At 49.2% G+C, this 20,865-nt stretch carries 23 protein-coding genes, 1 tRNA gene, 1 other RNA gene and 2 pseudogenes; 23 read left to right on the forward strand and 4 right to left on the reverse strand.

What is annotated here, in order from left to right:
* Nucleotides 1-44 precede the first annotated feature (44 nt).
* From smpB to JOE21_RS08075, 5 genes are all read left to right on the forward strand, one after another.
* Nucleotides 45-515, forward strand: a complete 471-nt coding sequence (smpB, locus tag JOE21_RS08055; protein WP_309864646.1) for an SsrA-binding protein SmpB — start codon at nucleotides 45-47, stop codon at nucleotides 513-515.
* A 91-nt stretch (nucleotides 516-606) separates the two neighbouring features.
* Nucleotides 607-972, forward strand: a transfer-messenger RNA (tmRNA) gene (gene ssrA / locus JOE21_RS08060).
* A gap of 13 nt (nucleotides 973-985) precedes the next feature.
* Nucleotides 986-1,061: transfer RNA gene (locus JOE21_RS08065), tRNA-Thr, on the forward strand.
* Between the two features lie 173 nt (nucleotides 1,062-1,234).
* Nucleotides 1,235-1,726, forward strand: a complete 492-nt coding sequence (locus JOE21_RS08070; protein ID WP_374709337.1) for a DUF6932 family protein — start codon at nucleotides 1,235-1,237, stop codon at nucleotides 1,724-1,726.
* A gap of 21 nt (nucleotides 1,727-1,747) precedes the next feature.
* Nucleotides 1,748-2,140 carry a helix-turn-helix domain-containing protein gene (locus JOE21_RS08075; RefSeq protein ID WP_309864651.1) on the forward strand — a complete coding sequence of 131 codons (393 nt, stop codon included), beginning with the start codon at nucleotides 1,748-1,750 and terminating at the stop codon, nucleotides 2,138-2,140.
* Nucleotides 2,141-2,296: 156 nt separating this feature from the next.
* On the opposite strand, the pseudogene JOE21_RS08080 reads toward JOE21_RS08075, so the two are convergent.
* Nucleotides 2,297-2,532 (reverse strand): annotated as a pseudogene (locus JOE21_RS08080) (hypothetical protein); the annotation flags it as partial.
* Between the two features lie 154 nt (nucleotides 2,533-2,686).
* Nucleotides 2,687-3,274 (reverse strand): TetR/AcrR family transcriptional regulator, encoded by a 588-nt coding sequence (locus JOE21_RS08085; protein WP_309864654.1) that lies wholly within the window; start codon nucleotides 3,272-3,274, stop codon nucleotides 2,687-2,689.
* Between the two features lie 175 nt (nucleotides 3,275-3,449).
* Here JOE21_RS08085 and JOE21_RS08090 point away from each other — a divergent pair, with 175 nt between their 5' ends.
* Both JOE21_RS08090 and JOE21_RS08095 read left to right on the forward strand, forming a co-directional pair.
* Nucleotides 3,450-4,301, forward strand: coding sequence for an alpha/beta fold hydrolase (locus JOE21_RS08090; RefSeq protein ID WP_309864656.1), 852 nt, complete (start codon nucleotides 3,450-3,452; stop codon nucleotides 4,299-4,301).
* Between the two features lie 188 nt (nucleotides 4,302-4,489).
* Nucleotides 4,490-5,215, forward strand: coding sequence for a hypothetical protein (locus JOE21_RS08095; RefSeq protein WP_309864659.1), 726 nt, complete (start codon nucleotides 4,490-4,492; stop codon nucleotides 5,213-5,215).
* Between the two features lie 506 nt (nucleotides 5,216-5,721).
* Here JOE21_RS08095 and JOE21_RS08100 read toward each other — a convergent pair.
* The gene (locus JOE21_RS08100) at nucleotides 5,722-6,414 is read right to left on the reverse strand and encodes a glycosyltransferase family 2 protein (protein WP_309864660.1); all 693 of its coding nucleotides are present in this window, start codon (nucleotides 6,412-6,414) and stop codon (nucleotides 5,722-5,724) included.
* A gap of 305 nt (nucleotides 6,415-6,719) precedes the next feature.
* Between JOE21_RS08100 and JOE21_RS08105 the strand changes: the two genes are divergently transcribed.
* From JOE21_RS08105 to JOE21_RS08115, 3 genes are all read left to right on the forward strand, one after another.
* Entirely contained in the window at nucleotides 6,720-7,436 is a 717-nt protein-coding gene (locus JOE21_RS08105; protein ID WP_309864994.1) for a glycosyltransferase, read from the forward strand.
* 229 nt (nucleotides 7,437-7,665) lie between these two features.
* Nucleotides 7,666-7,908 (forward strand): hypothetical protein, encoded by a 243-nt coding sequence (locus tag JOE21_RS08110; RefSeq protein ID WP_309864663.1) that lies wholly within the window; start codon nucleotides 7,666-7,668, stop codon nucleotides 7,906-7,908.
* Between the two features lie 20 nt (nucleotides 7,909-7,928).
* Nucleotides 7,929-8,189, forward strand: a complete 261-nt coding sequence (locus JOE21_RS08115; protein ID WP_309864665.1) for a hypothetical protein — start codon at nucleotides 7,929-7,931, stop codon at nucleotides 8,187-8,189.
* 221 nt (nucleotides 8,190-8,410) lie between these two features.
* Here the strand turns inward: JOE21_RS08115 and JOE21_RS08120 are convergent, their stop codons facing one another.
* On the reverse strand, nucleotides 8,411-8,773 hold the full coding sequence (locus JOE21_RS08120; RefSeq protein ID WP_309864668.1) for a YidH family protein: 363 nt from the start codon (nucleotides 8,771-8,773) through the stop codon (nucleotides 8,411-8,413).
* Between the two features lie 238 nt (nucleotides 8,774-9,011).
* Here JOE21_RS08120 and JOE21_RS08125 point away from each other — a divergent pair, with 238 nt between their 5' ends.
* The 13 genes and pseudogenes from JOE21_RS08125 to JOE21_RS08185 all read left to right on the forward strand — a co-directional run bounded on the left by JOE21_RS08125 (nucleotide 9,012) and on the right by JOE21_RS08185 (nucleotide 20,826).
* The gene (locus tag JOE21_RS08125) at nucleotides 9,012-10,211 is read left to right on the forward strand and encodes an acyl-CoA dehydrogenase family protein (protein WP_309864671.1); all 1,200 of its coding nucleotides are present in this window, start codon (nucleotides 9,012-9,014) and stop codon (nucleotides 10,209-10,211) included.
* An 84-nt stretch (nucleotides 10,212-10,295) separates the two neighbouring features.
* Nucleotides 10,296-11,033, forward strand: coding sequence for a 2-phosphosulfolactate phosphatase (locus JOE21_RS08130; RefSeq protein WP_309864674.1), 738 nt, complete (start codon nucleotides 10,296-10,298; stop codon nucleotides 11,031-11,033).
* Nucleotides 11,034-11,318: 285 nt separating this feature from the next.
* Nucleotides 11,319-12,095: an SDR family oxidoreductase gene (locus tag JOE21_RS08135; RefSeq protein ID WP_309864676.1), complete on the forward strand. Its 777-nt coding sequence runs from the start codon at nucleotides 11,319-11,321 to the stop codon at nucleotides 12,093-12,095.
* A 115-nt stretch (nucleotides 12,096-12,210) separates the two neighbouring features.
* Nucleotides 12,211-12,780: a TetR/AcrR family transcriptional regulator gene (locus tag JOE21_RS08140; protein WP_309864679.1), complete on the forward strand. Its 570-nt coding sequence runs from the start codon at nucleotides 12,211-12,213 to the stop codon at nucleotides 12,778-12,780.
* A 171-nt stretch (nucleotides 12,781-12,951) separates the two neighbouring features.
* A complete protein-coding gene (locus tag JOE21_RS08145) occupies nucleotides 12,952-13,707 on the forward strand; it encodes an SDR family NAD(P)-dependent oxidoreductase (RefSeq protein ID WP_309864682.1) in 756 nt (251 codons plus the stop codon).
* A 23-nt stretch (nucleotides 13,708-13,730) separates the two neighbouring features.
* Complete coding sequence (locus JOE21_RS08150) at nucleotides 13,731-14,711, forward strand: NADPH:quinone oxidoreductase family protein (RefSeq protein ID WP_309864684.1); 981 nt, start codon at nucleotides 13,731-13,733, stop codon at nucleotides 14,709-14,711.
* 296 nt (nucleotides 14,712-15,007) lie between these two features.
* Entirely contained in the window at nucleotides 15,008-15,769 is a 762-nt protein-coding gene (fabG, locus tag JOE21_RS08155) for a 3-oxoacyl-ACP reductase FabG (protein ID WP_309864686.1), read from the forward strand.
* A 17-nt stretch (nucleotides 15,770-15,786) separates the two neighbouring features.
* The gene (locus JOE21_RS08160) at nucleotides 15,787-16,236 is read left to right on the forward strand and encodes a MaoC family dehydratase N-terminal domain-containing protein (RefSeq protein ID WP_309864688.1); all 450 of its coding nucleotides are present in this window, start codon (nucleotides 15,787-15,789) and stop codon (nucleotides 16,234-16,236) included.
* The gene (locus JOE21_RS08165) at nucleotides 16,233-16,649 is read left to right on the forward strand and encodes a MaoC/PaaZ C-terminal domain-containing protein (protein ID WP_309864690.1); all 417 of its coding nucleotides are present in this window, start codon (nucleotides 16,233-16,235) and stop codon (nucleotides 16,647-16,649) included. The genes JOE21_RS08160 and JOE21_RS08165 overlap by 4 nt, the downstream gene beginning before the upstream one ends.
* A 58-nt stretch (nucleotides 16,650-16,707) precedes the next feature.
* Nucleotides 16,708-18,333, forward strand: coding sequence for a long-chain fatty acid--CoA ligase (locus tag JOE21_RS08170; RefSeq protein WP_309864691.1), 1,626 nt, complete (start codon nucleotides 16,708-16,710; stop codon nucleotides 18,331-18,333).
* Nucleotides 18,334-18,404: 71 nt separating this feature from the next.
* Nucleotides 18,405-19,445: pseudogene (locus JOE21_RS08175) on the forward strand (alkene reductase); the annotation flags it as partial.
* A gap of 92 nt (nucleotides 19,446-19,537) precedes the next feature.
* Nucleotides 19,538-20,599, forward strand: coding sequence for a phosphotransferase family protein (locus JOE21_RS08180; protein ID WP_309864693.1), 1,062 nt, complete (start codon nucleotides 19,538-19,540; stop codon nucleotides 20,597-20,599).
* Between the two features lie 125 nt (nucleotides 20,600-20,724).
* Nucleotides 20,725-20,826, forward strand: coding sequence for a MetS family NSS transporter small subunit (locus JOE21_RS08185; protein ID WP_309864695.1), 102 nt, complete (start codon nucleotides 20,725-20,727; stop codon nucleotides 20,824-20,826).
* The last annotated feature ends 39 nt before the right edge of the window (nucleotides 20,827-20,865 follow it).

The raw sequence follows: 20,865 nt of genomic DNA on the forward strand, positions 1-20,865 counted from the left end.
GGTATAATAAAAGATGCAGTTTTTCTACAAACGGGGGTGAGCCAATGTCCGGTAAAAAAGGTGCCAAAGTGGTGGCGCGCAATAAAAAAGCCCTGCATGAGTACCATGTCGAAGACACGTTTGAGGCCGGCATTGTGCTCACCGGGACGGAAATCAAATCGATCCGCCAGGGGCGGGTCAATTTAAAAGACAGTTACGCCCTGATCAATAAAGGGGAAGTGTTCCTGCTTAATATGCACATCAGCCCCTTTGAGCAGGGAAACCGGTTTAATCACGATCCCACCCGCACCCGCAAGCTGCTCCTGCATAACCGCGAAATCGCCAAGCTGATCGGATTGACCCAGCAAAAAGGGTATACATTGGTCCCGTTGGATCTGCATCTGAGAAACGGCTTTGCCAAGGTCCAACTGGCGCTTGCCAAAGGGAAAAAGCTGCACGACAAGCGGCAGGCCGTCGCCAAACGGGATGCGGACCGGGAGATCCGCCGTCAGCTGAAGGAGCGCATGCGCGGCTGATTGGAAGGTTTTTTCGTTATTTCCCTCTTTACTTTTGGGGGTATGGTTGATATAATGGATTCCGTTGACGCTTAATATTCGTCAAAATCCCGGGGGCGTTTTGGGATTCGACGGAGACAGTTCGAGCGTCGGTAGCGAGCCGAGGGGCTGCGTCCTTCGTCAAAAACGCGGATTGCCTAAATGTAACTGGCAAACAAGAAAACTACGCTCTGGCTGCCTAATTTAGCCGGCCAGGATCCGTCTCTCCATCGCCCGTGTGGCGAGTTCGGGTCTCAAATTTCAGCGGGCTAGCCGATCGGCATGCCGTCGACCGTGAGGCGAACTTAAGATGGCTAGTCCTTCGGAACGCCTGTCACCGGGCAGTCCGATGAACGAATCCTCAATACGGTGACTGCGCTCGGAGAATCCGGCGTGGCGATGTCTTCGGACAGCGGTTCGACTCCGCTCGCCTCCACCAAATCCATATCCGTGCTGATGTAGCTCAGCTGGCAGAGCACTTCACTCGTAATGAAGGGGTCGGGGGTTCGAATCCCTCCATCAGCACCAAGAAAACCATCTTGCATGGAGCAGGATGGTTTTTTCGTATATAGTTATCGATATGGAAATGAATGGTATATTTGCTTTAACTATATGAATAAATCGAAATTGGGTGTTGCCTAATTATTAACGTTAAGTTGCAAATTAATCATTAGTTTCAGTATAATATACGCAAACTGGAGATGCACTTCGATTCGATGGGAAAGCTTCCGCTCGGTGATCATAAAATGACTTTGCAGCAAATACGACAGTCTATCTTGGTACACGGGACTGGTCGATATCCTTTCAACTCCCAATGGCGTATGTACTTGGTTGATCAACTGGAGATCCTAGTGCGTCATCTTTGGGAAGCAAAAATCGAAGAGATCTACGTAGATGGTTCGTTTGTTACAAACAAACCGGAGCCGGGTGACATTGATGGGTATTATGTAGCAGATGCCAGAGAAATCGCTAGTGGTTCGATTTATGACAGGCTTAATCAAATTGCGAAGAGCGATGTATGGGATATACGAAAACGGGAACCAGACGAAGAAGGAATCATAAAGCCCCTCATGTGGCACAAACATCGAGTGGAACTGTACCCGCATACGGATGATCCACCTCAATTTCCCGAATCCACCTTTTCCCACAATTTTTTCGTCAAACGCGAGCTGGAACTGGAAAAGGTATTGTAAAACTGATAAGGGGGTGACAGTATGATTAAAACAGAGCAGGAATATAAACGGACAAAGAAGATGGTGGAAGAAGAGCGGTCAGCAATTGAGAAGCAAAAGAAAAACCTTAAAGATAAAGGATTTTCGGATGAAGAAGTACACAATCTGTTGGCACCAGGAATAGCAATTCACGAGCAGAAGGCTGGGGAAGTGTTACAGTATGAACGGATCAAGAAAGGCGATTTTAACGGGGTGGAATACAGTCTAGGAAAAATGCTGATCGCCATTCGAATTTATCGGGGGATGAGTCAAGCGGAACTGGCACGTCGATTAAAGGTAAGTCCTGCCCAGGTTTCCATGGATGAGCGTAATGAGTATTACGGAATCAGTGTACAAAGGAATAAGGACGCTTTTCCGACGTTAACGATAACCTAAACGGTGCCCCGTCCATATCATTTACGGTAATTTAAGCCTTTCCAAGCGGTGTATTCATTTCTATGTAGCCTCTCGTAAAATTTCGGACGACGTAAATATTCTTTGTTCACGGAGCTGGGTACAACTTGGCGTGATTGTGTTGCAGCTACACAGGCCGTAATCGGGCAATTCTTGACCCGGATTTGCATCGAGACTCTTTCGCAATCGGAACGTCTTGTTTATCAAAATCAAGACGACTCTGACGGAAAATATCCACAGGCAAAGTAAGGTTTAATTCCCGTACTCGTTCCCACCATCGTTCCCGTACTGCCTGTAGGAGTTTGAGTCAGTACCGTTATTACGCAAGCCTTTATTTGAGCTGCTTCCCCAACTTCCGGGTAATGCTCGACCATACCGAATACCGAACACATCTCCCTAACTCATCCCCCTAACTCATCCCAGTCCACTTCCGCGGCTGCTTTCGCATCCTGGAATTACCACTGTAGATTTGAGTCGGCTTCGCAAAAAAATCTAATAAAAAGCAAAAAGAGAGGATGACACCCAACATCAGAGTGACATAATGATCCTCTCTAAAATACCCTTCGCTTGTCGATGAGCTGCAATTGGATTGTTTGAATGGGCAATCGCTAGCGCTGCCTCCGTGATTGCTCCAAATAAGATCGGGGCCACTAGTTCCACGGATTGCTTTCGAATCAGGCCCGCCTCCATCAGATACTCAATGAGCATCGTTAACAGCCCCATTACACCCTTCTTTTCTTTTTCCTTCCATTTTATCCAACCTAGAACAACGGGAGCTTCTTGAATAACAATACGCTGGTATTCTTGATTAATACAACAATCTAAATAAGCGTCCAAACCGATTAAAGCTTTTTTCCAAGGGTCATCCTCTGCATGGATCGCTGACGAGGCTTGTTCTACTATTTCTTGTATGAGCTCATCAACTACGGTTTCAAACAGCTGTTTTTTATCTTTGAAATGATGATAAAGGGCTCCTTTTGTCAATCTTTCCTGTTTTACAATTTCATCAATCGAAGTGTTTGCGAACCCATCCGTAGCAAATAAGTACCGAGCTCTAGAAATTAAAGCTTTTTTGGTCGTTTCGGCATAATCCTGTCGACGTGATTTATTCCCCATAGTGAAATTATAACTCAAGATCAGTGAGTAATAAAGTAACAAATAACCCTATATGATGAATCAATCCGGGGTTAATACATGTACAAAATGCGAAAGTACATACACTTGGTTTTAAACATACCATCGGTATGTTATGATTGGTTTCAAATAAGAATATTGAAGGGGGATCATCATCATGAAAGTAGCACGTGTCGATTTAGGCGTCATCCATTATTCAGATCAAGGTACGGGTCAGCCGATTGTTTTTTTACACGGTCTTTTGATTAATGGGAACACATGGAGGAAAGTCACGAAGAAGATCTCCAATCATTATCGTTGTATTGTTCCACATTTACCATTAGGCGCTCATACTCATCCTTTTAAGCGTGCAGCCGACTTGTCACCTTTGGGTATTGCTGATATCCTTAAACAGTTTTTAGATGAATTAGATCTAAAAGAGGTTATTTTAGTAGGTAACGATACAGGTGGAGCATTCGCACAAGCATTTACAATGTGTCACCCGGAGAGAGTATCCAAATTAGTACTTTGTAATTCAGATGCTTTTGAAATATTTCCACCTAATCATTTTTCATTCTTAAAAATAGGGGTGAAAGTTCCCGGATTTACTTTTCTGATGGCACAATCCTTTCGCTTCAAACCATTCGTTAAGTCGTCATTGGTGTTAGGTTTACTGTCTCATACTCTAACAAAAGAATTGATATATCAATTATATTTACGCCATTTTGTTGAAAACAAAGGAGTTCGTTCAGATTTTGTAAAAGTGATTAATGGAATATCATCAGACATTACCCTTCAAGCCGCTCAAAAACTTTCTTACTTTGATAAACCTGTATTAATCATTTGGGGAACGGATGATAAAAAACTATTTCCTATTGAACTCGGTAAGAGAGTATCTGGCATTTTTCCAAATGCATGCTTTGAACCGGTGGAAGATTCACTTACTTATGTGCAAGAAGATCAGCCAGAAAAGTTTGTAGAAAAATTGCTGGGTTTCCTGGAGAAAACGTCGGTCGAACATATTTCCTAATCGTTGTATATTCCTACCAGCCCTATACCAAGGTCCACTCCTTAACTGGAGTGGATCTTTAGTCGTCAAAGAAAAAGCTGAAATGGATGAATGAAACATCCCCTTTTTCAACGTTTAATAATTTTAAGAAAGGTTGAAATTAAAAACTTTTGATCGGCAGAATAGCGGGAGGAGGCCGCCGACAAACGATGAAATCGTCTCAAACGGTCCATGTGGAACTGGAATTGGATATCCTTGAGGATGAAAAAACAGAAGAGTCCGAAAGTAAAGGACGTGGGATCGTACAATTTCTTGTAACAGTGATGCGGATTTTGTTCGGCGTAGGATGGTTGATGGCAGGAGTGACCAAGATTACAGAAAAGGAATGGTTCAGTCAGCCGGGGATATTTCTGCAGGACTATCTGGAACAGGCCGTGACATTGCCTGATGTACCGGAATTTTATAAGTATTTCATCCAGCACGTGGTACTGGATCATCTGCTGTTGTTCAACTATATGATCCCGATCACCCAAATCATCTTAGGGTTGTTTCTGATCGGCGGTTTCCTGATTGTTCCCTCCGTTATCATTTGCCTGTTTATGCACGTCAACTTTATTCTCTCGGGAAACATGAACCTGACCAGTCTGGTCCTTTATACCGCCGCCTTCGGTATCTTTCTCAGTAAGAATCGGGTCTATAAGTGGAGTCTGGACTCATACTGGGGCATTCAAAGGAAACCGACCATTAAGAAAAAAGTGGACGTTCGGGTGATAAATTCGAGTATGGCATCAGCCGGAAGCCTTCATGAACAAACAGTCGGTGTCGGAAACAGCCTCCAACCCCGTCGGTTAAGAGGGCGAAGGCGTTCTGTCGGGTGGATGGACAGAGGGGGGGAGAGATATCAGGAGAAGTATAGAAACTGGTATGAAAGATAAATGGCTGGTACCAGCACGGGGCAATTAGGATGTGTCCGATGAATGAGGATGAAATCCGAGGTTGGTGCTTCGTTGCAAAAAAGAGCATAGCGAGACCGGGAATGAAGTGCCTTAGGGCGTATCTGGTGATTCAATTTTCCGTGAGAAAAAGGGAGGGTCGGTATGGCTTTTGGTGCGCCTTTGCGCTTTTTGCAACGAAACGAGCTATACCGGCCCGGAATCTCGCCCTACGGATTTACCAGACAGGCCCTAGTACTACAGTTGTGCTTATAAGAGCAGGTGCAGATGTGAGAAGGGAGGGTGGTGGGATGGCTGCGATCCTTTGCGCTTTTTGCAAGAGATCGAAGACAGCCCGCCAGCCCGACCAAACCACGCTCCTATACACTCTTCGTACAAATGCAACTGTAGTACTAGACGAGACTGGTGCTTTGTGAAGTACAAAGGCGAATCAAAAGCCGACCATTCCTCTTCCTAATAAACAATCCCCCATCGCTCGATCTCTTCGGCTAACCGTTATCCCCCTTTATACGAGCAACAATTTTGGTATGGTTACTCGATAGCAGTTCTTTATCACTGATGATCCATGTGTGGTTTTGAGAATGTTTCCTTCGGACAGCTACAAAATGGTGCTTTCCCGCGGAGACCAGCTTAAATCCTTTCGCCTTGCAGTCTCTGCAAAACTGGTCGTCTTCACCTACATTCCGATTTGGAAAGCGAACTTTATTAAAAACCTGTTTTTTTATAAAAAGGGTCGCACCGGGAAGCAAAGAAGGGCTTCGGACCTGGCGGAGGATTAAAACACGTGGTCCTTGAAGCCAAACATAATGGGTTCGTTTCCCGATAATGTCGGCATAGGTGGTTTTGGATATCTGCATATAATCTGTCAGATAAAAAGGGGAATAAAAATCATCATCATCAAACTTGGCTATATATCCGTACCTGGATCTCTTCACTCCAAAATTTAAACATTCCCCTAACGTTACGTTTTCCGGGAGTCTGTAAATAGACACATTCCTATATTTTTTGGCCGTCTCCCTGTATGGATCGATTGCGATGGAGTCTTTGTTCAAGATGATGATGAGCTCTTTATTGGGCCATCGTTGTCTATGGTAATTATTAAACAAATGGTTGATATACGATGCACGTTTTGTGCAAGTGATGATGGAAACTCCGGTGTTCGTTTGTGAAGTGGCATTCAACCAGACGACCTCCTCAACAAAAAATGCTCCTTTACTATGGTACGGATGATTAATAAAAACATGACGGCAAATCCATCGGTGTATTAGTGGAAAACTAGTTTCATTGGTGCATCTGACTCTCCAATAAATTCCATTCATAGGATACAATATTTGTAGAACTCCAAAGAACTCTTCGTGTGTGATGATATAGGCAGCGAAGGGATTTTTAATAGCGAAATGATCACGAGGTTGTCAAATGAATAAAGGGTTTTTCCTACACACTCGCCTTACTGAAGTCCATGGGAGGGGATCATTTGGAGATGGGGATGTCGAAAAAAAAATGGAGCGACGGGGTTTCCATCATTACATGTACAAAGCGCCCCCAATGTGTCCACAATTTGTTTAACAATTATAAGAGACAAATTGCTATAGATAAGGAACTGATCATTATATTAAATCATGACGGGATGGACATAAATCAGTACATCAACCTGGCGAAATGTTATAGAAACGTACGAGTATATCAACTTCCGGGAACCACATCTCTGGGTCGGTGTTTAAACTTCGGAGTGACAAAGGCCAGATTTAAATATGTGGCCAAATTTGACGATGATGATTATTACTCTCCATATTACCTTAGAGAAGGTCTTCGGGCATTTCGATCGACGAATGCGGATATTGTGGGTAAACGGACGATGTTCATGTATCTAAAAGAAAAAAAACTATTACTGATACGGCGTCCTGGAAATGAAAACAAATACTCCAATCGTGTGGTTAGCGCAACGATACTGGCAAAAAAGGATATATTTAAAACGGTAAAATTTCCTGACCGGTCGATAGGTGAAGGTCCCGAGTTTTTAAACGATTGCAGTGAAAAAGGGTTTAAAATATATTCAACGAGTCGGTATAACTTTGTCGCCAACAGACGGAAGGATCACAAGAGTCATACGTGGCAAATTACTTATGACGTCTTATTGAAACAGCACTGCAAAATCGTTTCCCATACAAATCAGTATCAGGTACTGGCTAGAATGCCTTTTTAATGATCGCATTAAGGTGGCCGGTGTGGTTGTCCAAGCATTGGCTGTTTATGTGGTTCGCCACGGATGCATGACTGAAAGGTCAAGTGAAATCAGGAGGGATAAAATCGAACAGATTGGAATAAAGTGGGCTTAGTGAAGAGGGGAGGCGATATCGACATAGTGGTAAAGGGATGGAGTTTGAAGAATGACTAGGCTTTGAAATCGGCAAACAAAAAGGGGGAAAGTGGGTATGGGGTGGAGAATCGGTCCGAGTTCCCTCAGTCCGGGACAGAGTGCACGCTGGTGGTTCCATTGGTCGGGATGGCCTGGCCAGGAAGTGATCGGTGTCCAGCCCACCACTTCCGGAAGCGAGCTTCGCTGGTCGGATCCCGGTGTCCGAATGAACGCTGACGGTTCAACTACTTACTTTATGTCGGTAAGAAACACCGGACCCTACGCGGTTCAATTCTACTGGGTTGGAAACAAGATCTAAGGAAAAGGATGGAGATGCCGATGAAGGCGATCTGCCTGTCCGACGAACAAGGCCGCATCCTGTCCATCAGCTTGCTGAACGAATCGGGAAAAGAACCGTCGGGAATCACCGGTGGAGGAATCGTTCCTGAAGATGGACACTATGTTTGCCAATTGGATTTACCTGCCGAAGTGGAGAAAAAAACCTTACCGGATATTCAACAAGAGTACCGGATCGATATGGGTAAAGGCGCACCGCGCCTGGTCCATGTGAAGAGTTTCAAGGAGCCTTACAGGAAGTAATGGGGTTTCAATAAGAAAGTAGGATTACGTAAACTAAGTCAAGCAGTCAGCCTCCGTCGATTCGGCGGAGGTTTTTTCTTATAGGAAGCTGGCATCGTTTTAAAACCAAAGTAAAAGAAACGGAAAGGTGAATTATGGGGTAGATCTCTTTAATGTTATAAGCCCTTATCATGAATTAAGGATCATAAAAGTAGTGACTGATCCGATTTGACCCATTCAGCCTAAACATAAATTAAATACAGCAAAAAGAGAATGCATAATGTGAAAACAGCGAAGCTCCATACAATCAGTCCGTAAGAAGGGGATACAAAGGTTTGCTCATTAATTCTTTTTCTTTTTATCATGTAACTAACGGTTGCATAGAGGATGGTAGCAAAACCGATACCGATGGATACCTGGCCGATCATTTGAGCGATATGATCGCTGATGCCTTTGAAATAGATCGTACTCAAAAAGTGTAGCTTTGCAGAAAAATAGCCGATGCCCATGATCGTCAAGGCTGTTCTGATCCATGCCAAATAGGTTCGTTCATTCGCCAGATGTTGCTGGATGTATTTCGAGTCAACGGTTTGTTGTTTGTCCATTTCCTTCACCTCGTCATTATTATAGCGCAAGATATATCTGTGTTTAAAAAACGGAAAGCTTCCCGCTGAGCGGTATAACCAAAAACATTTGAATCGTCTGCACTATCGTGGTAATATACATACTAACCGGTCGGTATGTTATGAATCGATGATGAAAGGAAAGGGAAAGGAAAGCATCTCCATTGGCGTATCCACAGCCAATCATCGGTCGAGGAGATCGATCCCAAGGGAGGTTCTCATGAATTTCACTTATTCGGATAAAGTGAACGAGCTGCGGGAGAAATTGCTGTCGTTTATGGAAAGGGTCGTTTATCCCAACGAGAGTGTCTATGCCCAGCAATTGCGAGAGGGGAATCGATGGTCGGTTCCGCCGGTGATGGAGGAGATGAAGGCGGAGGCGAAGAAAGCGGAGCTTTGGAATCTGTTTTTGCCGGACAGCAGACGGGGAGGCGGACTGACCAACCTGGAATACGCCCCTCTTTGTGAAATTATGGGCCGTTCCTTTATCGCACCCGAGGTGTTTAACTGTTCCGCTCCTGATACAGGCAACATGGAAGTGTTGGAACGGTACGGTACCGAAGAGCAGAAAGCACGCTGGCTGAAACTGCTGCTCGCGGGAGAGATCCGTTCCTGTTTCTCCATGACGGAACCGGATGTGGCTTCCTCCGATGCGACCAACATGGAGGCGACCATTATCCCCGACGGGGACGAATACGTGATTCACGGCCGCAAGTGGTGGTCCTCCGGAGCGGGGGATCCACGGTGCAAAGTGGCCATTGTCATGGGGAAAAGCAACCCGGATGCTCCGAGGCACGCCCAGCACTCGATGATTCTGGTTCCCCTGGATACACCGGGGGTCCGCATCGAAAGGATGCTCCCGGTGTTCGGTTATGATGATGCTCCTCATGGACACGCGGAGATTTTGTTCGATCAGGTGCGCGTGTCCCAGTCCAACATCATCTGGGGAGAAGGAAAAGGGTTTGCCATTGCACAGGGGCGTCTGGGTCCGGGGCGGATACACCACTGCATGCGCCTGATCGGCGTGGCGGAGCGGGCGTTGGAATTGATGGTCCGCCGGGTCAAGGAACGGATTGCTTTCGGTAAACCGCTGTCGGAACAAGGAGTAATCCGGGAGTGGATCGCCGATTCCCGGATCGAGATCGAACAAGCCCGTCTGTTGACTTTGAAAGTGGCCGATATGATGGACAAGGTGGGGAACAAAGTAGCCAAACAGGAAATTGCGATGATCAAAGTGGTAGCTCCCAACATGGCTCTGCGTGTGATTGATCGGGCGATTCAAGCCCATGGAGGAGCGGGAGTGAGTGACGACTTCCCCTTGGCTTTTATGTGGTCCCAGGCACGAACCCTTCGTCTGGCTGATGGTCCGGATGAGGTTCATCGCCGCTCAATCGCCAAACTCGAATTGTCACACCGCTGACCCGGCAAATGTATCTTCGTCGATCCTAGAGCCCTTCAACCCACCTCAAGGAACCGGCGGAGTGAGCAGGAGGGGAGCCATGGAATGAAAAAACTTCGGGTATGGATGCGAAAAGAGGAAATCGACACGGATCGATTGGCCGGGAGCATCGCTGTAGTGATCGATGTACTGCTGGCCACCACCACGCTTTATGCGATTGTAGAAGCCGGTGCCCGGCGTGTATTTCCGGTGGGCAGCATGGAGGAGGCCGTAGAACTGCGCAAAAGGTTGAATTCGCCCCGGATGCGGACCGGAGGAGAGGAGAACGGGCTTCTGATTGAGGGATTCGATTTCGGTCCTTTTCCCGATGAGTTTACTGCTGAGAACACAGGCGGGAACGATATCGTCTTTTTGACCACGAATGGGACGCGGGCCATCGCAAAGGCCCAGTCGGCATCCCGGCTTCTCCTCGGCTGCCTGCGAAACGCACCCTCAGTCGCTCGATGGTTGCAGGAGGCGGATTGCGACGACGTTTCTTTCATCTGTGCAGGATCAAAAGGACATGTATCTCTGGAAGATATCTTGTGTGCCGCTGCGATTCTGTCGCGGATGGATACACGGGGTTGGAAGTTGGACGATGCAGCATGGCTGGTACGGGAATTCGGACGGAACCAAAAACAGAAGACATCAGACATTTTGGAAGAGTCACGCGTCGGTCGTTGGTTCGTCAAAAACGGGAAGGTTGATCTTCTTCGTTACGTCGGGGAAATCGGTGCGAGTAATTCACTTGTTGAGGTGAGGGATGGTCAAGTGCTCTCCCTTCCCTCTAGGGCCGTCAGGTAATTTAATTTCCTGCAAGAACAAGAGAGGGTCGGTGTGGCTTTTGGTTCGCCATTGCACTCACAGAGCACAAGTCTCGCCTGGGTCACTTCGTTCCCGGTCTCGCTATGCGCTTTTTGCAACGAAACGAAGACAGCTATACCGACCCGGGGTCTCACCCTGCGGATTATTCAGACACGCCCTAGCTCCCGGACGGTTGCCTCAACCGATTAGTAAGCCGTCCATGTGCTTTTATCCTGTGGCAAATATATGACAGATAATGGAATTAGGCAGAAAGGGTGAATGGCATTGAGTATCCTGGATTTGTTTCGTCTGGATGGGAAAACGGCGATTGTCACCGGAGGGGGAAGGGGTCTGGGGCGGTATATGGCCGAAGCCTTGGCGGACGCCGGGGCAAAGGTTGTCTTGTGCTCCCGGAAGTTGGATGCATGTCAACAAGTAAAAACGGAAATTGAAGAAAAGGGGGGGCAAGCCCTGGCTCTGGCCTGTGACGTCACCTGTCCGGAAGAGGTGGAGCGGGTGGTGACGGCAGCAGAGGAGACTTTTGGCGGCGTGGATATTGTCATCAACAACAGTGGAGCCACTTGGGGGGCGCCCCCGGAAAAGATGCCGCTGGACAAGTTTGAGCGAGTGATGGATGTGAATGTAAAAGGAGTTTTCTTAATGTCGCAGGCAGCGGGAAAGCGGATGATCACCCAGGGAAAAGGAGGGCGGATCATCAATATCGCCTCCGTTGCCGGGCTGGTGGGCGGCCACCCCGATTACATTCAGACCGTCGGTTACCATTCCAGCAAAGGGGCCGTCATCACCATGACCAAGGATTTGGCCACCAGCTGGGCCCGTTACGGAATCCGGGTGAATGCGATTGCTCCCGGATGGTTTCCCAGCAAGATGTCCCGTCCCCTTTTGGAGGCGTTTGAGGAAAAGATGCTCTCCCACATTCCGATGGCGCGATTCGGCCGGCCGGAGGATATCAAGGGAGTCGCCGTCTTTTTGGCATCTCCTGCCGCCGCCTATATGACGGGGCAAGTAGTGGTGGTGGACGGCGGGGCTACGGCTTGGTAGGATCATAACAAGGGTAGGTTACATCTGCCGCTTTCTTTTCACCAGAAATTTCTATATAATGATCCTCATTGATACAGCACCCGGGGTATGGGATTAGGCGAAAGGGGAACATGGAGTGGATGTGAAAAAGAAGATCATTGAAAAAAGCATTGAATTATTTGAGATGAAAGGGTTCAGCGAAACATCGATTCAGGATGTGGTGGAAGCGCTGGGTGTAACCAAAGGGACTTTTTATTATTATTTTGATTCAAAAGAACAGTTGCTGATGAACATACATCGGATGTATATCGATGAACTCCTCAATCTCCAGAAACAAATCATCGAAAATCGAGGTATGAACCAGAAAACCAAACTATTTGAAACCGTTAAACTGCTGATTACACAAATCAAAGTAACGGGTCGTTCGGCACGGGTTTTCTTTCGCGAAATGATGCACCTAAAACCGGAAAGTGCGGGCATCATTAAACAGAAGAGAAAGAAGTTTCGGTTGAACATCCAAACGATTATTGAATCGGGAATAAAAAACGGAGAATTCAAGCCGAATTTGCAAGCGGATCTTGTCACTTTTGCCGTCCTGGGAATGTGTAATTGGAGTTACAACTGGTTTGATCCGGAGGGGCCAGTCGCAGATGAAGAGCTGGTAAAGGCGTATATCGACACCTTGTTGAATGGAATTGCCAATTAGGGCGTGAAAGTTTCATTTTTTCGTGGGAGGGGGACAGTCACTTTTCGAAGTTGGGGCTAGGGGCTGAACCATCCCTCTCGCGAACAAATAGTTTGAATATACGTATATATGGAACTATAATGATAGTTGGATACTAACCGGTCGGTATCTCGTGTGAAACGGGGGATAAACATGAGTCTGTCGAATAAAGTGGCGATCATAACCGGGGGTGGAAGCGGCATTGGCCGTGCGACAGCACATCGATTTGCCCGAGAAGGGGCAAAAGTGGTGGTTGCCGATGTGAATCCGGAATCCGGAGAAAGGACAGCCGCCGTAATTAAAGAACAGGGAGGGGAAGCCGCATGTATGGTTGTGGATACCTCTTCCGCTCAAAGCGTGGAGTCGCTTGTCCGACAAACAGTGGGGCGGTACGGAAAATTGGACATTATGTTCAATAATGCAGGCATATCAAATGAACGACATAGTGTGATCGATATGCCGGTTGAAGAATATCACCGAACGGTGGCGGTTAACCAACACGGGGTTTTTTACGGGATTAAAGCGGCGGGAAATGCGATGAAAGAAACAGGAGGCGTCATCATTAACACCGCCTCCATCTATGGCTGGCTGGCGGATCATCACTGCTTTCCTTACCACGCCAGTAAAGGGGCCGTTGTGATGATGACAAAATCGGCGGCATTCGATTTGGCTCGTTTTAACATCCGGGTGGTCGGAATTGCTCCCGGTTTGATCGATACCGGCATTGTAAGCGAGTGGAGGGAGAGGCCGGATGTTTGGAACAAGATACAAAAGGCACAGATGAGAGGCCGGGCAGGAACTCCGGAAGAAGTGGCCAATGTGGTAGTTTTTCTGGCCAGTGATCAGGCCTCCTTTTTAAACGGCCATGTTTTTGGTGTGGATGACGGAGCGGCTTCATTTAAGCGTTAAATCAAGCGTTGGGGGGATCCATCATGCGGACGTGGCAGGTTCAAGCGCTGGCGAATCCGAGCGAGGCGTTGCAACGGGTGGAATTGCCGAAACCCACTCCGGATGTGGGAGAAGTGTTAATCCATGTGGAAGCGGCCGCATTAAATTTCTTTGATATCCTGCTCTGCCAGGGAAAGTATCAAGAAAAGCCTTCGTTACCGTTTACGCCGGGTGCGGAGATTTCCGGGACGGTGGCGGCGGTTGGGAAAGGGGGTTCTCTAAAAGCGGGACAGCGGGTGGTGGCGACACCGCCATTGCCGAGTGGCGGTTTTGCCGAATGGGTCTCTGTACCGGAAGATCATGTTTATCCGATTCCCGATTCGATACCCTGGAGTGAGGCGGCATCGATGTTTATCACCTACCAGACGGCTTACTATGCTCTCCATCGTTGCGCCAAGATACAACCAGGTGAAGTGCTGTTGGTTCATGCCGGGGCCGGAGGGGTGGGGTCTGCGGCGATTCAATTAGGGGTTGCGGCAGGGGCGCGTGTCATCGCCACCGCGGGTGGCGCGGAAAAAGTGAACATATGCAAAGAATTGGGTGCTGAGGCGGTGATTGATTATCGGGAAGATGATTTTGTACCGATCGTGAAAAATGTGACGGAAGGGCGTGGTGCCGATGTGGTTGTGGATTCGGTGGGCGGTGATACCTTTGATCGTTCCCGAAAGTGCATCGCATTTGAAGGGCGGTTGCTCGTCATCGGATTTGCAGGGGGGCGGATCGCGGATGCACCGACCAACCACGCCTTGGTTAAGAATTATTCAGTGGTTGGGGTTCATTGGGGACTGTTCCGCCGGCTGATGCCGGAACGGGTAGTAAAAGCCCATCGTGAGCTGATGAAATTGTATGAACAGGGTGTCATTCGCCCGTTGGTTTATAAGGAATATTCATTTGATGATTTGCCGCAAGCCCTGAATGATTTGGCACAGCGGAAAACCTGGGGGAAGCTGCTTGTTAAGCTGTAAGTGGGCGTATCAGCCGTTGAGATGAAACAGGTGGTGCGGAGATTAAGGGAGAAAATGATCGATGTCGGGATTCCATGACTAGGCCGTGTCTGAACAATCCGTCGGGCGAGATTCCGGGTCGGTATGGCTGTCTTCGTTTCGTTGCAAAAAGCGCAAAGGCTCTCCGCCAGCCATACCGACCCTCTCTTTCTCTTACGGAAAATTAAATTACCAGACACGCCCTAAAGTGGTTTGAAGCAACAGGGAGAATCGGTTTAAAGGAGAGGGATCCTTTCTTTTAAAAGGGGGAATAGGCCATGGCTCGATTGACAGGAAGGGTTGCTTGGATAACCGGTGGCAGCAGAGGGATCGGCAAAGGGATTGCCAAGCGGTTTGCCGAAGAAGGTGCCAGCGTGTGCCTGGCTGATGTCGATGAGAAAGCGTTGCAGGAGACGGAGAAAGAATTCCAAGAGCAGGGCTGGGAAGTGATGACTTGTGTGACGGATGTGACCGACCGGGGTCAAGTGGAGAACACCGTCGACGCCATTGTGGAAAAATGGGGCCGGTTGGATATTCTCGTCAACAATGCGGGAATCATTCGCGACAATCTGCTCTTTAAAATGACAGATGACGAATGGCAACAAGTGTTGGACGTTCATCTGACAGGCTCCTTTTTATGCAGCCGTGCCGTACAAAAACAGATGGTGGAACAACAATACGGGCGCATGATCAATCTATCTTCGACATCGGCCCTCGGCAATCGCGGGCAGGCCAATTATGCGGCAGTAAAAGCGGGCTTACAGGGTTTTACCAAGACGTTGGCGATCGAGTTGGGGAAATTCGGGATCACCTGCAATGCGATCGCTCCGGGATTGATTGAAACCGACATGACCCGGGCGACCGCGGCCAGGATCGGGATTGATTTTGACCGCTTTGTCGAAGCGGCTCAAAAGGAAATTCCCGTCGGACGTACCGGAAAACCAGAAGATATTGCCCATGCAGCTCTGTTCTTCGCTTCTGAGGAATCCTCCTTTGTAAACGGACAAGTACTCTATGTCGCCGGTGGTCCAAAAGCATGATCATGGAGGGAGGACTGATGTGGACCCATCATATCGGAAGCTGTTCCAAAGGCGAGCGTAACGTTGTGGAAGAGGGGGCAGTCCGCAAATTCGTCGAGGCGATCGGTGACTTTTCCCCGCTCTACCTGGATGAGGTGAAGGCGAAAAACAGCCGGTATGGAAAACGGATTGCACCGCCTACATTTCCCATCACTTTCCGCTACGGTTCGATTGAGGGGCTTCCATTGCCGGAAAGCGGGTTGATTCACGGAGATCAGCGCTTTGAATACCAGCGGCCGTTGTTTGTCGGTGAAGAGGTGTTGTGTTCCCTCATGCTGAAAGATGCGTTTGAAAAAAAAGGGAAAAGCGGGTCCTTACATTTCCTCGTTTTCGATCGGATCGGGAAGGATCCGGATGGCGGGCATATTTTTACCGCCTGTTCCACCGTCATTGTGACGGAAGCAGTCCGAAAGGAGGGGAGTGCATGACAGAGCCGCTGTCCGTCCATTGGGAAACAGGGGATCGACTGAAATCCATTACTCTTCCGCCAGTGACCCGGATGGAACTGATCCAATACGCGGGAGTGTCGGGTGACTTCAATCCGATTCACACCATCGACGAAGAGGCCGAAAAAGCGGGGTTGCCCGGGGTGATCGCCCACGGAATGCTCACAATGGCCAAAATTTCGCGATATTTCTCCCGCTATCTGGAAAATGGTTGGTTGCAACACTTTCACACTCGGTTTGACGGTATGGTGTTTGTTGGCGATGTGCTTACGATTGACGGCAGTGTGGTCGGTAAAGAAGAACGGGATACAGAAACCGTTTACCGGTTTGAGGTGTTTGTGCGCAATCAAAAAGGAAAGAGAGTCGCCAGTGGGGAACTTGCATTGCTGGTGTGACATGACCGGCTTTTCATGATTTTTCGGCTTTGAAAAACCAATAAAGGAGCTGGATTCAATGAAAGGTACGATGATGGATGTCTCTCTGACTTTGCCTCATCTCTTGGAACGGACGGGGAAGTTGTTTCCATCCACAGAGATTGTCTCTGGCATGCCGGACCGGTCGCTCCACCGTTATACGTATCTCGATTGTTACCGTAGAGCTCGCTCTTTGGCAAAGGCGCTGCAAAAAGCCGGTTTAAAGCGCGGGGAGCGGGTGGGAACCTTGATGTGGAATCACTATGCTCACTTGGAAGCCTATTTTGGGATACCGATTTCGGGCGGCGTTCTCCACACTCTGAATCTCCGACTACGCCCGGATGAAATCGCTTACATCATCAACCATGGCGGGGACCGATTCTTAATTGTGGATGATGTGTTGCTGCCCCTCCTCCAACAATTTCAACATCAAATCAACGTGGAACGAATTTTTGTGGTGCCCTTGACCGGGCAGCCGATTCCGGATGAATACGAAAATTATGAGGGTTTCATCTCGCTTGCGGCGGAGGATTTTACCTATCCAACGATGGAGGAAGACGATGCTGCCGGGATGTGTTATACCTCGGGAACCACCGGAAAACCGAAAGGGGTGGTCTATTCCCACCGATCCATCGTCCTTCACTCGTTGGCCTCTGCGATGGCGGACAATCTCGGAGTCTCCAGGGGGGATAGTGTCCTTCCGGTGGTGCCCATGTTTCATGTCAACGCCTGGGGAATGCCGTTTACCGCTACCATGGTGGGTGCAAAGCAGGTGTTGCCCGGACCCCACCTGGATCCAAAAAGCTTGTTGGATCTGATGCAGACAGAACGGGTGACCATGGCTGCCGGGGTTCCGACGATCTGGTTAGGTATTTTACAGATGCTGGAGAAACAACCGACGCAATGGGACCTTTATCCGGGCATGCGCATGGTGGTGGGGGGATCAGCCGCTCCTGAGTCGCTGATCCGAGGGTTTGATCGCCATAATCTGCATGTGGTTCATGCCTGGGGCATGACTGAGACATCCCCTATGGGTACGGTTTGTAACCTAAAGCCCCATTTGGCGGCGTTGCCGGAGGAGGAACAATACCGTTACCGGGCAAAACAGGGGATGCCGGTTCCTTTTTTGGAGGCGCGGATTATGAATGAGAACGGAGAAGCGCCCTGGGATGGCGCGACGATGGGGGAACTCCAGGTAAGGGGACCCTGGGTCGCCCAGAAGTATTATGAAAGTCCGGGATCGCAGGATGCTTTTACGGAAGACGGCTGGTTTCGCACCGGGGATGTGGCGACGATCGATCCCGAAGGATATATGAAGATCACGGACAGGACCAAGGATCTGATCAAATCCGGCGGCGAGTGGATCAGTTCCGTCGATTTGGAGAACGCTCTGATGGCCCATCCGGCAGTGGCGGAGGCTGCCGTTATTGCAGCCGCTCACCCAAAGTGGCAGGAACGACCCCTGGCTGTCGTAACATGCCAGGAAGGAGCAGAAGTAACACCGGAAGAGCTTCATGCTTTTTTGGAACCCCAGTTCGCAAAGTGGTGGCTGCCCGATGGCTATGTTTTCGTCAAGGAAATTCCCCGCACATCCGCAGGAAAATTCCTGAAAGCCCGTTTACGCGATCAATATACGGATTGGTATCAGCAGAAAAATGAAGTCTGATAAAAACGAGCCCATCCAAGTACGACCCTCGATGGAATGAAGGGAGAAGGAGAATGGTTACAACGTTCGATAAACTGTTTGAACCGGTCCGGATCGGAGCCTGGAACCTGCGAACCCGGACGGTTATGGCTCCGATGACCCGTTGCTTCGCCGACGATAAAACCGGGGTCGTCGGTCCGCACGTGGTGGAATATTACCGAAAGCGGGCCGTTGATGGAATCGGCCTCATCATTACCGAAGGGATCGTGATCAGCCCACGGGCAAAAGGAAACCCCGGTGTCCCCGGTTTGTACACGAAAGAACAGGTGGAATCCTGGAAGCCGGTAACGGAAGCCGTACACAAGGAGGGGGGCACCATCATCGCTCAGATCTGGCATGTGGGACGCGCGTCCCACCATGAACTGACGGGCGGCCTCCCTCCACAGTCTGCTTCAGCTATCCGTGCGGAGGGGTTCGTCCCCCGATTCCGCAAGCCCTACGACACCCCGGAAGAGATGACCCAAGAAGACATTCGGGAAGTGGTGGCGCAATATGCCCAGGCGGCCAAAAACGCGATCGAAGCGGGATTTGACGGAGTTGAGATCCATGGTGCCCATGGGTACCTGATCGACCAGTTTAACTCTGATGTCTCCAACCGGCGGTCTGACGCATACGGCGGCGATTTGGCTCAACGTCTCACTTTTATGAAGGAAGTTCTTACCGCCGTCATCGACAGCGTGGGAGTCGATCGAACCCTGATCCGTTTTTCCGCCCTCAAAATCGATAACCTGGATTATATGTGGGAGGATCCGGAAAAGGCGATCCAAACCTTTGTTGACGCTTTTCGTGAAACCGGCGTCACCATGATCCACCCTTCTACGATGGACTTCGGCCAAGTGCTGGCCGATGGCCAAACGATGCATCAGCTGGTTCGCAAGCACTGGGACGGTATCATGGTGGGCGTCGGCGGTTTAGACACAGAAACGGCGGAAACCGCTCTCCGCGAAGGCATCATCGACCTGGCCGCCTTCGGTCGCCCTTTGATCGCCAATCCGGATTATCTCAGCAAAGTGAAAAAAGGGGAACCTCCCCTCCCATACAACGCCAAACAACAGTTAGCGACTCTTGTTTAGTGCGAGTCTAATCAATTCATAGCCGTCCGCGGATACCTGCTTCCCTACAACATGAGCGGACGATCGATCCTTCATTGGGGGTGATGACAACCATGTCAGAGGAGACGATTCCCGTACGCAGCGGGGAAGATTTTGACCGAGACCGGTTGTTGCGCTACTTGCTGCAGAACCTGGAGGGGTTGCCGAAGGGGCCTTTGGAGGTGCGCCAATTTCCCTCGGGAGCCTCCAACCTGACGTATCTCATCCGAATCGGTGACTGGGAAGCGGTGTTGCGCCGTCCGCCTCTCGGGCCTTTGCCTCCAAAAGCCCATGATATGGCCCGGGAGGCGACTTTGCTGGAAAAGTTGCACCCCGTCTACCCGCTGGCACCCCGGCCTTATCTGCTCTGTTCGGATACCGAGGTGCTGGGCTCCACCTTTTATGTAATGGAACGGAGAAGAGGAGTGGTATTGGACAGGGATTTCCCTGCTGGTGTCCACGTGACCGAGACGCTTTGTCGGTGCATATCGGAGATGATGGTGGAGACGTTGACTCATCTGCATGCCCTAGACTGGAGGGGAGCCGGGCTGGAATCATTCGGCCGGCCACAGGGATTTTTAGAGCGGCAGGTGAAGGGATGGATCCGACGCTATGAAAAGGCGAAAACCGACGACATTCCTCATGTGGATCCGTTGATCCGTTGGTTGACCGATCACATTCCTGTGAGCCCGGAACCCACGATTATTCACAACGATTTTAAGTTAAACAATCTGTTGTTGGATCCGGAAGACCTGAGTGTGCCGGTGGCGGTGGTGGATTGGGAGATGACGACAGTCGGTGATCCATTACTCGATCTGGCTGTCAGCCTAAGTTACTGGATGAATGCGGATGACCCGGAGGAGTTGCGGGGTATCCTGCCCTCAGTAACCCAACATCCCGGATTTATCTCCAAGGAGCAGCTTTTGGAGAGATACGCGGTCCAAAGCGGCCGGGACCTATCGGCCATTCACTTTTACATGACCTTCGCCTATTTCAAAATGGCGGTCATTATCCAGCAGATTTACGCACGATGGAAAAAAGGACAAACCCAGGATCCGCGATTTGCATCCTTTGGCGAACGTGTACGCGGTCTCATCCGATATACCTCCGAGTATGCCCAGGCGAAACGGATTTAGGGACCAAAGGAGGAGGGGATTTAGACCCTTCACTCATCACAAAAACCACCTTACCAAAATCATAATCATCCATTCCCAGATATAAAGATGGAATGAAAGTACCTACTGGTAAAGGGGAGTGTAGGGTGAATACCTCGGCATGGGCGATGCTGATTATCGGGTCGTTGATCATTTGCGGGGGATTGGCATATTTTATCTCGATTGCGGTTCGGTCAAATAAGCCGTAGCCACGTTCTCCGTATTCAACGTTTACAAGGTCCCAAATA

This window comes from Desmospora profundinema (assembly GCF_031454155.1).
Lineage (GTDB): Bacteria > Bacillota > Bacilli > Thermoactinomycetales > DSM-45169 > Desmospora > Desmospora profundinema.